This is a genomic window from Stenotrophomonas sp. YJH_SMC_110 (assembly GCF_059369255.1).
The window spans coordinates 363,714-376,789 of record NZ_JCAFSM010000001.1; the positions used below are offsets into that span (position 1 = coordinate 363,714).

15 protein-coding genes are annotated in these 13,076 nt (G+C 67.5%); 5 read left to right on the forward strand and 10 right to left on the reverse strand.

The window, feature by feature from the left end; all coding sequences use genetic code 11:
• Window positions 1–19 precede the first annotated feature (19 nt).
• Together AC5P6H_RS01535 and AC5P6H_RS01540 are read right to left on the reverse strand one after the other, a co-directional pair.
• Window positions 20–1,549: an MFS transporter gene (locus tag AC5P6H_RS01535; protein ID WP_329768572.1), complete on the reverse strand. Its 1,530-nt coding sequence runs from the start codon at window positions 1,547–1,549 to the stop codon at window positions 20–22.
• 153 nt (window positions 1,550–1,702) lie between these two features.
• The gene (locus AC5P6H_RS01540) at window positions 1,703–2,620 is read right to left on the reverse strand and encodes a LysR family transcriptional regulator (protein ID WP_014648381.1); all 918 of its coding nucleotides are present in this window, start codon (window positions 2,618–2,620) and stop codon (window positions 1,703–1,705) included.
• 141 nt (window positions 2,621–2,761) lie between these two features.
• Between AC5P6H_RS01540 and AC5P6H_RS01545 the strand changes: the two genes are divergently transcribed.
• The gene (locus AC5P6H_RS01545; protein ID WP_046432504.1) at window positions 2,762–3,208 is read left to right on the forward strand and encodes a universal stress protein; all 447 of its coding nucleotides are present in this window, start codon (window positions 2,762–2,764) and stop codon (window positions 3,206–3,208) included.
• Window positions 3,209–3,213: 5 nt separating this feature from the next.
• Window positions 3,214–3,684 (forward strand): hypothetical protein, encoded by a 471-nt coding sequence (locus AC5P6H_RS01550; RefSeq protein WP_049440656.1) that lies wholly within the window; start codon window positions 3,214–3,216, stop codon window positions 3,682–3,684.
• A 39-nt stretch (window positions 3,685–3,723) separates the two neighbouring features.
• Here the strand turns inward: AC5P6H_RS01550 and AC5P6H_RS01555 are convergent, their stop codons facing one another.
• The 6 genes from AC5P6H_RS01555 to AC5P6H_RS01580 all read right to left on the reverse strand — a co-directional run bounded on the left by AC5P6H_RS01555 (window position 3,724) and on the right by AC5P6H_RS01580 (window position 9,007).
• Window positions 3,724–5,169, reverse strand: coding sequence for a GGDEF domain-containing protein (locus AC5P6H_RS01555; protein WP_049408786.1), 1,446 nt, complete (start codon window positions 5,167–5,169; stop codon window positions 3,724–3,726).
• Between the two features lie 159 nt (window positions 5,170–5,328).
• Complete coding sequence (fghA, locus tag AC5P6H_RS01560) at window positions 5,329–6,159, reverse strand: S-formylglutathione hydrolase (protein WP_053496248.1); 831 nt, start codon at window positions 6,157–6,159, stop codon at window positions 5,329–5,331.
• Window positions 6,160–6,222: 63 nt separating this feature from the next.
• A complete protein-coding gene (locus tag AC5P6H_RS01565) occupies window positions 6,223–6,579 on the reverse strand; it encodes a YqcC family protein (protein ID WP_053496250.1) in 357 nt (118 codons plus the stop codon).
• Between the two features lie 8 nt (window positions 6,580–6,587).
• Entirely contained in the window at window positions 6,588–7,697 is a 1,110-nt protein-coding gene (locus tag AC5P6H_RS01570) for an S-(hydroxymethyl)glutathione dehydrogenase/class III alcohol dehydrogenase (RefSeq protein WP_014648387.1), read from the reverse strand.
• 58 nt (window positions 7,698–7,755) lie between these two features.
• Complete coding sequence (gene frmR, locus AC5P6H_RS01575; RefSeq protein WP_005411009.1) at window positions 7,756–8,031, reverse strand: formaldehyde-responsive transcriptional repressor FrmR; 276 nt, start codon at window positions 8,029–8,031, stop codon at window positions 7,756–7,758.
• A 70-nt stretch (window positions 8,032–8,101) separates the two neighbouring features.
• Window positions 8,102–9,007 (reverse strand): LysR family transcriptional regulator, encoded by a 906-nt coding sequence (locus tag AC5P6H_RS01580; protein WP_069117886.1) that lies wholly within the window; start codon window positions 9,005–9,007, stop codon window positions 8,102–8,104.
• A 129-nt stretch (window positions 9,008–9,136) separates the two neighbouring features.
• Here AC5P6H_RS01580 and AC5P6H_RS01585 point away from each other — a divergent pair, with 129 nt between their 5' ends.
• A complete protein-coding gene (locus AC5P6H_RS01585; protein ID WP_495202260.1) occupies window positions 9,137–10,240 on the forward strand; it encodes an alkene reductase in 1,104 nt (367 codons plus the stop codon).
• 101 nt (window positions 10,241–10,341) lie between these two features.
• Here AC5P6H_RS01585 and AC5P6H_RS01590 read toward each other — a convergent pair whose 3' ends face one another.
• Window positions 10,342–11,019, reverse strand: coding sequence for an SMI1/KNR4 family protein (locus tag AC5P6H_RS01590; RefSeq protein WP_049440660.1), 678 nt, complete (start codon window positions 11,017–11,019; stop codon window positions 10,342–10,344).
• Between the two features lie 114 nt (window positions 11,020–11,133).
• Here AC5P6H_RS01590 and AC5P6H_RS01595 point away from each other — a divergent pair, with 114 nt between their 5' ends.
• Entirely contained in the window at window positions 11,134–11,550 is a 417-nt protein-coding gene (locus AC5P6H_RS01595; protein ID WP_005414461.1) for a VOC family protein, read from the forward strand.
• 12 nt (window positions 11,551–11,562) lie between these two features.
• On the opposite strand, the gene AC5P6H_RS01600 is transcribed toward AC5P6H_RS01595, so the two are convergent.
• Entirely contained in the window at window positions 11,563–12,258 is a 696-nt protein-coding gene (locus AC5P6H_RS01600; protein WP_401730046.1) for a DAPG hydrolase family protein, read from the reverse strand.
• A 75-nt stretch (window positions 12,259–12,333) separates the two neighbouring features.
• On the opposite strand from AC5P6H_RS01600, the gene AC5P6H_RS01605 reads away from it, so the two are divergent.
• On the forward strand, window positions 12,334–12,996 hold the full coding sequence (locus tag AC5P6H_RS01605; RefSeq protein ID WP_049440662.1) for a TetR/AcrR family transcriptional regulator: 663 nt from the start codon (window positions 12,334–12,336) through the stop codon (window positions 12,994–12,996).
• Window positions 12,997–13,076: the final 80 nt, after the last annotated feature.

A 13,076-nucleotide genomic window follows, 5' to 3' on the forward strand; every position in this document is an offset into this window, starting at 1 on the left:
AGGGGTTCCTGCGAAAGGTTCAGGCCACGGCGCGTGGCGGATGGATGCGGGTGGGCATCCAGGCAATGAGGGGAATGAAGGCCAGCGCCACCAGTGCGACCACCCAGTACAGGTCGGCCGAAGTCAGCGCCTGTACCTGTGCATGCAGGCGCGCGCCCAGCTGCGGGCCATCGGCCAGCCACGGTTGCTCGCCAAGGCGGTTGACCAGCACGGTGGAATGGAAATGACGGCGGCCTTGGGCGATGGCATCCAGTACGCCACCGGCGAACACCGCAGCGAAGCCCTTGACCGTGTTGAACCAGGCCGAGGCAAACGGGCCATCCTGTGGCGCCAGGCCGCCGGTGGCCAGCATCAGCAGCGGCAGCACCGCCATCGGCTGGGCAAACACCTGCAGCAGCTGCACCCACAGGAAGTTGTCGCGGATCCAGGCCACGTCCAGGTGCGAGCCCAGCCAGCAGGCCAGTGCCAGCATCGCCAGGCCGGTGGCCTGCACCCAGCGGCAGTCCACCGCGCGGATGTTCAACAGGGCCGCCACCAGCGGCAGCGCGATCACCTGTGGCAGTGCCACCCACAGCAGCATCGGTGCGGTCTGCAGCGGCCGGTAGCCCTGCACGCTGGCCAGGAAGCCGGACGGGATCGAGATCACCGCCAGCAGCACGAACAGCACGCCACCCAGCGTGACCAGCGAGTAGCTGAGATTGCGGTTGGCCAACAACTGCAGCTTGAAGAACGGCAGCGGGTGGAACCATTCGTTGATCATGAACAGCACCATCAGGCCGGCACCGCCACCGATCATCAGCGTGATCATCGGCGAATCGAACCAGTTCAGCCGCGGGCCCTGCACCAGGCCCAGCACCAGCAGCACCAGCGCCGGCAGGCCGAGCAGCAGCCCAACGCCATCGAACTGGGCGAAGCGTTCCAGCCGCAGCGGGTCCTGTGGCAGGCCCCAGCCGACCATCGCCATGGCGGCCAGGCAGTACGGCACGATCTGCCAGAACGCCCAGTGCCAGCCCACCTGCTCGACCCAGAACGCGGCCAGCGGCGTGCCCATGCTCGGGCCGAACGTCGCCGTCAACGCGTAGCCGGCCAGGCCGTACAGCTTGATGCCAGGCGGCAGGAAGCGCAGCGCCACGCTCATCAGCAACGGCGGCAGTGCACCGCCGCACAGGCCCTGCAATGCACGCAGCAGCAGGAACACCTGCAGGTTCGGGGCGAGCGGGCACAGCACGCCCAGCACCATGAAGCCACCGATCATCGCCAGCGCGAAACGGCGCAGCGAGAAGGTGGCGGCACACCACGGCGCGAAGGCCATCGCGCTGACCGACATCGCGCTGTAGAGGGCGACGATCCAGCTGCCGTCGTCGACGCTGAAACCCATCGCGCCACGGATGTCGGCCAGCGCGACCTTGGTGATGTTCTCGTTGAAGCCGGACACCAGCACCGCCAGCAGCACGCCACACAGGCCGACCAGAATGCGGCGATCGAGCCCGGGGGCGGCGGCAGGACGGGGCGCTGCGGCGGCCGGGACAGCGGCGGCCGGCGCACTCATCGCCAGGCGCCGATCCGTGCAGTGCACGGCATGTTGAGGGTCATTGGAATGCGCTCAGTGAAACTCCGGGGAGCGCAGTCTAGGGAGCCGGTACCCTGTGAAAAATGGCGTCGCCGGCATCCCAGGCGTGCGTCCAGCGCACGCCTGCGGGTCTCAGCGGTGGGCGTCCTCGACGCGCTCGCACATGGTCTTGATCGAACGGCGAAGCCACTGGTGCGCGGCATCGTTGTCCAGCCGCGGATGCCAGGCCTGCACGATGGCCGCGGTACGCACCGGGATCGGCAGCGGGAACAGGCGCAGCGGCAGGCGCATGCTGACGATCCGCTCCAGCATCACGCTTGGCATCTGCGGCAGGATCAGGTCTGATTCGGCCGCCGCGAAGATCGCACCGTGGAAGGTCGGGCTGATCAGCGCCACGCGGCGCTGCAGGCCGAGCGTGGCCAGGTCATCATCGATCGGCCCACGCGGCAGGCCACGGCGCGACACCGCGATGTGGTCACACGCGGCAAAGCGCTCTGCACTGATCTCCTCGTCGAACAGTGGGTGGTCCTCGCGCGCGGCGCCCATGAACGAGGTACTGAACAGGTTCTGCACCTTGGTATCGGGCGCATGCTTGCCGGCGGTGCTGATGTACAGGTCGATCCGGCCCTGCGCCATCGCATCATCGTCGGTATCGCCCTCGGGTACGAAGCGCAGCACCGCGCGCGGTGCCTGCTGGCGGAAGATCTCGCGCAGGCGACCGCCAAATCCACCGATGAAGACATCATTGGCGCGCACGCTGAAGGTTCGCTCGAGCACGCGCATGTCCACTTCACGACCGGCGTTGAAGACGCGGTGGGCCTGCTCGATCACATCGCGGACCTGCTCGCGCAGCTGCAGCGCGCGGGGCGTGGGCGCCAGACCGCGGCCGGCACGCACCAGCACCGGGTCACCCAGCGCAGTGCGGATCCGGCCCAGGGTGCGGCTCATCGCCGGCGCGCTCAGGTTCATCCGGCGCGCGGCGGCGGCCACGCTGCATTCGTCAATCAGCACGTCCAGTGCCAGCAACAGGTTCAGGTCCGGCAGGGGCATGACAGTCTCCAGTAAATCAGATGACTCTACGGCACTTGCGACCACCGTGGATTGCGTTCGACGCATTCATTGACTGCCGCGCACGGCATGGGTGCGCGCGGTGACATCGGCGACCATCCCCGTCCCGCCAAGGAGACATCCATGTTCACTACCCTGCTGGTCGCCCTGGATGGTGGCCCCCAGCACGCACGCGTGCTGGACCTGGCCGCCGCCATCGCCGGCCCCCACAGCCGCCTGCACCTGCTGTGCGTGCTCGACCCCGAATTCGCGCTGGCGGCCGATGCCAGCGAAGCCGATCGCACCGAGTATCCGGAAGCCGCCCGCCAGCGCTCCCGCGCCGAGGCAGTATTGGCCGAAGCCCTGGCCGAACTGCGCGAGCGCGGCGTCGATGCCATCGCGCAGATCCCCTCCGGCGATCCCGGCGAAGTGATCAGCGAGCAGGCCCGGCGCCTGGAGTGCGACCTGATCGTGATCGGCCATCGCCACCTGTCCCGGCTGGAACGCCTGTTCGAGCCCTCGATCGGGCAATGGACCATCGACCACGCGCCCTGTCCGGTGCTGGTGGAAACCCGCGACCCACAGCCCTAGCCACCATGGCCTCCCGTTCCCCGTTGTTTCCCACCCGGGTCAACTACCGCGCCTTCGGTCGACAGTTCGGCCGGGGCGAACAGGCGCTGCTGGGCGCGATACGCCAGCTGCGCGACCCCGATCTGCAGGCCGATGGCCTTGCCCAGCTGAGCGGACTCGGGCTTGGCCGGGAGGGCTGCGACGCCTTCATCGGCCTGCTGCCGCTGCTGGCCGCGCCGGCGGCACCGATCGACCTGTTGCCCGCCGGCTCCCCCTTCATTGCCGCCAGCGAACTGGACCTGCTGGTCTGCCTGCTGCGCATCGCACAATGGCGGCATGCGCGGCCCCGCGAAGACGACACGCTGGCACCGTTGCGCCGGCAACTGGCACGCTGTGCGATGGCCGTGCAGGCGGCAAACCTGCCGTTGCGGCAGCGCTCGTTGTCACCGGTCGGGCTGAGGCTGCTCGATCCGACCGGCTGGTTGCGGCAGCGATAAGCCGTCACGCCCCCCGTGTGATCGCATGCAGAGAGCTGCTCAACAGTCCATCGTTCCGTGCGTGCTGCCCTCGTCATCCAGCACGTGCGCATGCAGGATCACCTGGTTGCGGCCAGCCCGCTTGGCGGCATACAGGCCGGCATCGGCGTCTGCCAGCAACTGATCGGCACTGGCCAGAGCCGGCGGATGCAGGTAACCCACGCCGATGCTGATACTGACCGATCCTTCCGGCAACGGCAGCGCTTCCACAGCCTGGCGCAGGCGCTCGGCCAGCGCCAGAACGCCCGACAGCGCGCTTCCGGGCACGATCACCGCAAATTCCTCGCCGCCATAACGTGCGACGCTGTCACCGGCGCGACCGGCGCTCGCCTTCAGTACCGCTGCCACGGCCTGCAGGCAGCGGTCGCCGGCGGGATGGCCGTGGCGGTCGTTGAAGGCCTTGAAATGATCGATATCCAACAGCAGCAGGCCCAGCTCGGTGCCACTGCGCCGTGCGCGATTCCACTCGGCCAGCAGCAGCGCGTCGAACTCGCGCCGGTTGGCCACGCCTGTCAGGCCATCCTGGCGCGCCAGCTGGTCCAGCGAGGCCTGCCGTTCCATCAGGTCCACCTGCAGCAGGATGCTGCGCAGGCCGAACCCCAGCGTCGCCACCACGAAACCGCTCACGGCCAGGGGCCGGGCATGGTCGACCACCAGGGTGCCCACCACCAGCAGCAGCAGCGGCAGGATCATCGGGCCCGCCGCCTGCACCGTGCGCGCCATCCGCGGATGCGGCGTCAGGACCCGCGCCGGTGCCTGGCTGAGTGCGAGCAGCGCCAGCAGCAGGAACGGCAGATCGATCAGCAGATCGGCATAGGCACCGAACGCATCACCGGAGGTGTAGTGGTTGATGTAATACGCCACCAACAGGTAGGTCGCCGCATACATCGCCAGCGCGCGGAAAAAGGTACGCCGCTCGGGAACGTCGCCGGCCAGCCAGCGCACCACCGCGAACACGGCGATGCACAGGTTCTGGATATCGAACATGCGTTGCATGTTGGACAACGCGTGGTCGTCGATGTCAACGCGGGCGGCGAACGACTGCGCGTGCACGAAGAACAGCACGCCCAGCAGCGCCGCCATGGCCGCATCGATCAGGCTGATGCTGACCCGTTCCCGGCGCGCCCTGGCCAAGATGAACACCAGGGGCACACCGTAGAGCACGTAAAGGAACAGGCTTGCGCGCGGGGTGAAATCGGCACGCCCGGCGCCCAGGGCGTCGATCATGTTGAACGCCATGCCGCCGGCCCACAGCAGCAGCGCCAATGCCGTGGCGCGCCACCCCAGTGCCGCGCGGTCGCGGCGGGCCCGCCACAGGCAGGCGGCCGCCGCCAGCAACGGGGCACCGGTCAGGAAAACGAAGGAGCCTACCCCGGCCGGACCAGGCCACAAGGCCAGCACCAGGCCATGGCACAGCACATACAGCAGCGCCAGCACTACCGGCATGCATCCCCCGATCCGCAAGGCCGTCTACGCGCACGATAGCGCGGGGCGACGCCACGAGGGTGTGATCCATCGCTGAAAAAGGGGACGGAGGGGATTAAGTCGTTTGCGGCACAGCGGCAAATGCGACTTAATCCCCTCCGTCCCCTTTTTCCCGGGGGCTCAGCCGTGCAGGGCGCGGGCGTGGTGGGCGATGTGCTCGCCGATGAAGCTGCCAATGAAGTAGTAGCTGTGGTCGTAGCCGGGCTGCAGGCGCAGGGTCAGCGGATGGCCGGCAGCGGCGCAGGCCTCCTGCAGGCGCTGCGGCTGCAGCTGGGTCTGCAGGAACTCGTCCGCCTCGCCCTGGTCGACCAGCAACGGCAGGCGCTCGCTGGCCGCGGCAATCAATGCGCAGGCGTCCCATTGCGCCCAGTCGGCCGGGTTGTCGCCAAGGTAGGCGTGGAAGGCCTTCTGCCCCCACGGAACATGGCTGGGCGCGACGATCGGCGAGAACGCCGACACGCTGCGGTAGCGCCCCGGATTGCGCAGCGCGATCACCAGCGCACCGTGGCCGCCCATCGAGTGCCCGCTGATGGCGCGTGCGCCGGTCGCCGGGAACTCCGCTTCGATCAGCGCCGGCAACTCGTGCACTACATAGTCATGCATGCGGAAGTGCTTCGCCCAGGGCGCACGGGTGGCGTTGAGGTAGAACCCTGCGCCCTTGCCCAGGTCGTAGCCTTCGGCATCGGCCACGTCATCACCGCGCGGGCTGGTATCAGGCGCGACAATGATCACGCCGTGTTCGGCCGCATAGCGCTGCGCGCCCGCCTTGGTGATGAAATTCTGCTCGGTGCAGGTCAGCCCGCTCAGCCAGTACAGCACCGGCAGCGTCTGCGTTTCCGCCTGCGGCGGCAGGTACACGGCGAACTGCATGTCGCAGCCCAGCGTGGTCGAATGATGGCGGTAGACATCCTGCCAACCGCCAAAACAGGCGCGGTGTTCAATGCGTTCCATGGTGCTCTCCTGCGCGGCGCGTCAGCGCACGCGTGCTTCTGGTAGATGCCGACCTTGGTCGGCTTATCCACGCCCGGCGTGGACGCCTTGGTTGATCAGTTCATCCAGCTGTGCCAGCAGGCGCAGCAACGATTCGACGCCAGGCTGGCCGTCCAGGTTGCGGTACGCCGCCACCGCCACGTCGCTGCGCGGTGGCCACAGGCCGTCGGCGCGGGCTTCGTGCAGGCGCGGCAGGAATACCTGTGCCAGCCAGTGCTCGAACGGCATTTCATCAATGCCGAAGGGCGAGTCCACCACGCGCGGTGGACCCACGTCGCCCTCGACCCAGCCCAGCGCGCGCAGCGCCTGCTCGATCGGGTCGACCAGGGCCGCGCGTGGATCCTCCGCACGCGGCCTGCGCAGGGCGTCGAACCAGCCCACGCCGCGGCTCAGTAGTGGACCACCGAACGGATCGACTTGCCTTCATGCATCAGGTCGAAGGCGTCGTTGATCTTGTCCAGGTCCATGGTGTGGGTGACGAACGGGGCCAGTTCGATATCGCCCTTCATCGCATCCTCGACCATGCCCGGCAGCTGGCTGCGGCCCTTCACGCCACCGAAGGCGGTGCCCATCCACTTGCGGCCGGTCACCAGCTGGAACGGACGGGTGGAGATCTCCTGGCCCGAACCGGCCACGCCGATCACCACGCTCTGGCCCCAGCCACGGTGCGCGCATTCCAGCGCCGCGCGCATCACGTTGACGTTGCCGATGCACTCGAAGCTGTGGTCCACGCCCCAGGTCGTCATCTCGACGATGACCTGCTGGATCGGCTTATCGAAATCCTTCGGGTTGATGCAGTCGGTGGCGCCGAATTCGCGCGCCAGTTCGAACTTGGACGGATTGGTGTCCACCGCGATGATGCGGCCGGCCTTGGCCTGGCGCGCCCCCTGGATCACCGCCAGGCCGATGCCGCCGAGGCCGAACACCGCCACGCTGTCGCCTTCCTGCACCTTGGCGGTGTTGTGCACCGCGCCGATGCCGGTGGTGACGCCGCAGCCGAGCAGGCAGACGTGTTCCGGGTTGGCGTCCGGATTGATCTTCGCCAGCGACACTTCGGCCACCACGGTGTACTCGCTGAAGGTCGAGCAACCCATGTAGTGGTACAGCGGCTCACCGTTGTAGCTGAAGCGGCTGGTGCCATCGGGCATCACGCCCTTGCCCTGGGTCGCGCGCACGGCCACGCACAGGTTGGTCTTGCCGCTCTTGCAGAACAGGCACTCGCCGCACTCGGCGGTGTACAGCGGAATCACGTGGTCGCCCGGCTTGACGCTGGTCACGCCCTCGCCCACTTCAACCACGATGCCGGCGCCTTCATGGCCCAGCACCACCGGGAACAGGCCTTCCGGATCATCGCCGGACAGCGTGAACGCATCGGTGTGGCAGACACCGGTGTGGGTGATCTTCACCAGCACTTCGCCCTTCTTCGGCGGGGCGACGTCGATCTCGACGATCTGCAGCGGCTGGCCGGGACCAAAGGCGACGGCGGCACGGGACTTCATGGTGGACTCTCCAGAGACAGGCAATGACAGGATGGGCGGCGCCATGTTGCGCCGTCGTTTATTTCAGGTACGAACGGATCAACGCGCTCATGTCGCGCACGCGTTCGGCGCGTTGTTCGTCGGAGGCGGCGGGTTGCCCGAACTCCTCGCGCAGATGGGCCTCCATCACCTCGGACATCAGGCCGTTGACCGCGCCACGGATGGCGGCGATCTGCTGCAGCACCGGCCCGCAGTCGGCGCCAGCTTCCAGCGCGCGGTCCAGCGCATCGCACTGGCCACGGATGCGGCGCACGCGGGCCAGGACCTTCTTCTTCTCTTCGGGGGAGTGCGGCATGACCAAGCCACCTCGAAACTATACTGGGGGATAGTATACACAGGCACCCATCCCGCTCAATCGTGCCGGTTCAATCGAACAAGCCCTCACCCGCCAGCCGCGCCAGTTCATCCACCACATAGCGCACCTTCGGCCGCAGGTGCCGGGTCGGTGGCCACAGCGCATGGATGTCGATATGCCGTTGCATGTGCGCATCCAGCACCGAGTGCAGCGCGCCGGATTCCAGATGTCGGCGTACCAGTGAAATGGGCATCTGGCAGATGCCCAGTCCTGCGATGGCCGCATCGATCACCGCGTCACCATCGTTGAGCTGGTAGGCCGCGTTCGGGATGAATGTTCCCTCGGCATCATCACTGCCAATCCGCCACGCCACCGGTTGCCCATGGCGGAAGCCAACGATGCTGCGATGCTGCGCCAGTTCCTCCACGGTCGCAGGCACGCCATGCGCCTGCAGGTACTCCGGCGATGCGCAGGTGACCAGGCGCTGGCGACCCAGCCGCCGCGCCACCAGGTGCTCGGCCTGGTGCAATCCGCCGAAGCGGATCAGCAGGTCGATGCCCTCTTCGACGGGATCGACGAAATGATCGGTGAAGGTCATCGTCAGTTGCAGGCCCGGGTACTGCCGGCACAGGCGCAGCAGCACGGGCAGCACCACCAGCCGCCCGAACGAGGACGGCATGTCGATGCGCAGCCGTCCGCTGGGCAGGCCAGCCGACCCCAGGCAGGCTTCGGCGGCGGAGATTTCTTCCAGCGCCGCCGCACACGATGCGTAGTACGCCTCGCCATCGGTGGTCAGCGCGATGCGCCGCGTGGTGCGGTGGAACAGGCGCACGCCCAGCCGCGCTTCCAGCCGGGCGATGGCCTTGCCCACTGCCGAGCGCGAGATGCCCAGCGCGTCGGCAGCCTCGGTGAAGCTGCCTGAGCGGGCCGTGGTAACGAAGGTCACCAGGCCATTCAACGATTCCAGCGGCAGCATCTATCGCGCTCCATTGGGGACAAATAGTCCCGCGCCCAGGGAGATCGAAGCGCTTTATGCGTCCGCATGTCAACTCCATCCTGTGTGCATCGCGCCGCTGGCGCCTTCCCCCACACCGAGATGACCGACATGATCGCCGCCCTGTTCCGCCCCTTCGATCTGGCAGGCACCGCCCTGCGCAACCGCATCGCGATGGCCCCGATGACCCGCGCCCGCAACCCCGGTGCGGTCGCCAACGAACTCACCGCGCAGTACTACCGGCAGCGCGCCAGCGCCGGCCTGATCATCAGTGAAGGCACCCCGGTCTCGCCGCAGGGCCAGGGCTACATCGACGTCCCGGGTATCTGGTCGGCCGAGCAGGTGGCCGGGTGGAAGCTCGTCACCGAGGCGGTGCATGCCGCACAGGGCACGATCTTCGCCCAGCTCTGGCACGTCGGCCGCATGTCGCATTCCTCGCTGCAGCCCGACGGTGGGCAACCGGTCAGCGCCGGTACCCGCCCGGTGGCCAGCGCACCGAAGAACACCTCGTTCGTGTACCTGGACGATGGCAGCCGCGGCCACGCCGATCCCACCCCGGCACGTGCACTGGAGACCGCAGAGATCCCCGGCATCGTCGACGACTTCGTGCGCGGCGCAGAGAACGCCATCGCCGCCGGATTCGACGGCATCGAACTGCATGCCGCCAACGGCTACCTGTTCGAACAGTTCCTCAACCCGGTCATCAACCAGCGCGAAGATCACTACGGCGGCTCGCTGCCCAACCGCGCGCGCTTGATCCTGGACACCGTCGATGCGATGGCCCAGCGCATCGGTGCGCAGCGCATCGGCGTGCGCCTGGCACCGAACAATCTCACCTTCGACATGCCGTTCTACCCCGACAACGAGGCCACCTATCTGTACCTGGCCGAGGAACTGGGCAAGCGCGGCCTGGCCTATGTGCATCTCAACGACAACCAGCAGGCGGGCCAGTCGGTGCTGGGCGAGGCCTTCCTGCAGCAGTTCAAGCAGGCCTACGGTGGCACCGTGATCCTGGCCGGCGGCATGACCCGCGAACGCGCCCTGCAGCTGGTCGAGGCCGGCACCATCGACCTTGCCGCGTTCGGCCAGCCGTTCATCGCCAACCCGGATCTGGTCGAACGCCTGCAGCACAACATCGCGTTGGCCACGCCCGACCGCAGCACCTATTACGGGGGCGGCGAGGCGGGCTATCTCGATTACCCGGCCGCAGGCTGATCCCGCACGGGGTCGGATCCCCTTCCAACGGAAAGGGCTCTGACCCCTGTTCGGCGAACAAGGAGTCAGAGCCACGCTGCGCCCGGACCCGACCCCAGCCCTCAGGCGTCCTCGCGCACGTAGGCGAACGACTCGTCCAACCGCTCGAAGCCGATCACTTCAGCGACGATGGCCTGTGCCTCGTCTTCGCTGAAGTTCCCTTCTTCAATATCGTCAACGCGGGCGAACAGCCGCTGCAATGCCGCGTACTGGTCGCCGCGCAGGAAGGAATGGTGAGTCTGCAGCCAGCGCTGCAGATTCCCGGCCAGCTCGCCGTGCGACAGCAGTGTGTACGGCCGCTGGTAGTCGGCAACCGCTTCGACCATCTTGCGGAACACGAAATCCTGGTAGCTGGCGGCCAGCACGTCGGCACGGTCGTCGTCATGCCACACCATCACCACCGGCGGTTCGCTGAAACCGGGCGCGTTGCTCCAGAAACAGTAACTGTCACCCGCGCCGGTCCGCGCAAAGGGCAGCAACTGCAGGTCAGTGCGCAGGGGATTGTAATGATCCTCCGCGGTCAGCTCCTGCCACGCCTCGAGCAGTTCATCGTGTTCCAACGGCTCATAGTCCTGGGCGTACAGCAGCACCGGCGGTTCTGCCTGCAGCGCCGGGAATACCACCTCGGACCATTCCGGATGGGGAGCACCCCAGCTCAACCGACCCGCTGCATGCAACTGCTTGAACAGGGGCGGGAAGGTCTGGCCGGTGGCCTGTTCGATGCTGGATAGCGCGCTCATGGATGTCCTTGTCGATCGAGACCGCCCAGCTTGCCCGAATCCGCGCAGGAGATGAACCGGCAGCACCACGCGGCAGGACTAGACTGCGACCACCGGATGCCGCCCATCGCTGCCATGAACGCCACTGCCCACAGCTTCATCGTCAACCTCGACGTGCCCGACCTGGCCGCCGCCGAAGACTTCTACATCCGGGCCTTCGGCCTACGCATCGGCCGCCGTCTCGGCCCGGGCGCCGTGGAGCTGCTCGGTGGGCCAACGCCGCTCTACCTGCTGCACAACGAGGCCGGCAGCGCCGCCACCGAAGACGGCGACGTGCGCGACTACGAGCGCCATTGGACGCCGCTGCACCTGGATTGGGTGGTGGATGACATCGAAGCCGCGCTGGTACGTGCAGTCGCAGCCGGGGCGACGCTCGAGCAATCCGTACGCGAGCGTCGCTGGGGACGCATCGCCGTGCTGGCCGATCCCTTCGGCCACGGCTTCTGCCTGATCCAGTTCAGTGGCGAGGGCTACGACGCTCTGGTCGAATGACCGTTGCACCGTTCACCACGGCAACGGCACCGCTTCGCCGTTGGCGCGCTCGCCGTAGTACAGCGACGGCAGCAGCCGCGAAAGGAAACTGAACTCCGTGTAGCAATGCCTGAGCAGGCCCAGGCCGACCGCATCGCCGGCATCGCGGTGCGGATCGGCGCTGTCCAGGCCGAGCACGAAGCGGCTGCGCAGCACGCAGCCAAACGGCGTATCGCGCGCCACATGCAGCATCTGCCCATCGCAGGGATCGCCCTGTACATCCAGACGCACGTGATCACCGAAGCCGATGCGCGCGGCGATCACCGCCGATACATCGCCTGCATCCTGTGCCGCCTGCAGGCGTTCGGGCACCAGCAAGGTGCGCGGGTCATGGAACTTCAGGCGCGCCGCCACCGGCGGAATGTCAGCGAGCGATTCCACCGCATGGATGCTGGCGCCGTGGTAGCTGCGCCCGCGCTGCCAGGCCGCGTCCCAGCCGCGATGCTCGACATGATCGACCGGATGCCACCAGCGGATGTGCTGGGTGGTCTCGAAGAAGGTGAACCACCAGTCCAGCATGCGGCCCTTGCAGCCGTGCAGATCGGTGCGCACCGCCACCAGCAGCGTGCCGTCTTCGCGGCGCTGGATGCCGGTTTCCAGATGCATCGGCGCCGGGTCCAGCAGATCGTGGTGGTCCAGCCAAGGGCGAGCGTTCACAGCGGTATCCATGGGGGTCTCCTACGGGTTGGGAGACCCGACAATAAGGAAACGCTTGCCGTTTCGCAATTAACCGGATGCGGTAAGATGGGCGCAATGAACAGCACCACCCTGCCCGCGCCCACATCACCGACCCGCCGCCGTGGCCGCCCTGCGCGACCGGAAGCCGAAGTCCGCCACGCGGTGCTGCAGGCCACGCTGGAGCTGCTGCTGGCACAGGGTTACGAGGCCACCACCATTGAAGCGGTGGCGGCGCACGCCGGGGTGGCGAAGAAGACCGTCTACCGCCATGCCAGCAACCGCGAGGAGCTGGTCGGGTTGGCGGTGCGTGAGTGGACCGACGGCTTCGCGCCACAGCTGCAGCGTGATGCGCGCAATGCCCAAGAGGTCGTGCCGTTGCTGCAGGACATCCTGCACGCGGTGTGCACGCAGGCGCTATCGGCGCAGGCGGTGCAGGTGTTCCGCCTGCTGGCCACCGATTTCCCCGGCAAGGACGCGCTGCTGCAGGCCTACCTCGACAACGGCATCGAACGCGGCCGTGCGCTGCTGGCCGACTGGCTGGCACGTCAGCAGCAGCGTGGACTGCTGCGCGAGGGAGATTCCGCATGCATGGCGCGGCTGATCCTGGCGATGGCCGTGGCCGAGCCGCTGCGCGAACGCGTGATCGGCGTGGTGGCCGAGGATGCGCCGGTGGAGATGCATCTGCGTGAGTGCGTGGCGTTGTTGGCGCCGGTGTTGCAAGGGCCGTAGCGTGGTGCCATCCACGCATGGCGTGGATCTACCGGCCGATGTCGATTCGTTGATCGGCAACGCCCTGCGCCGGTGGGTGC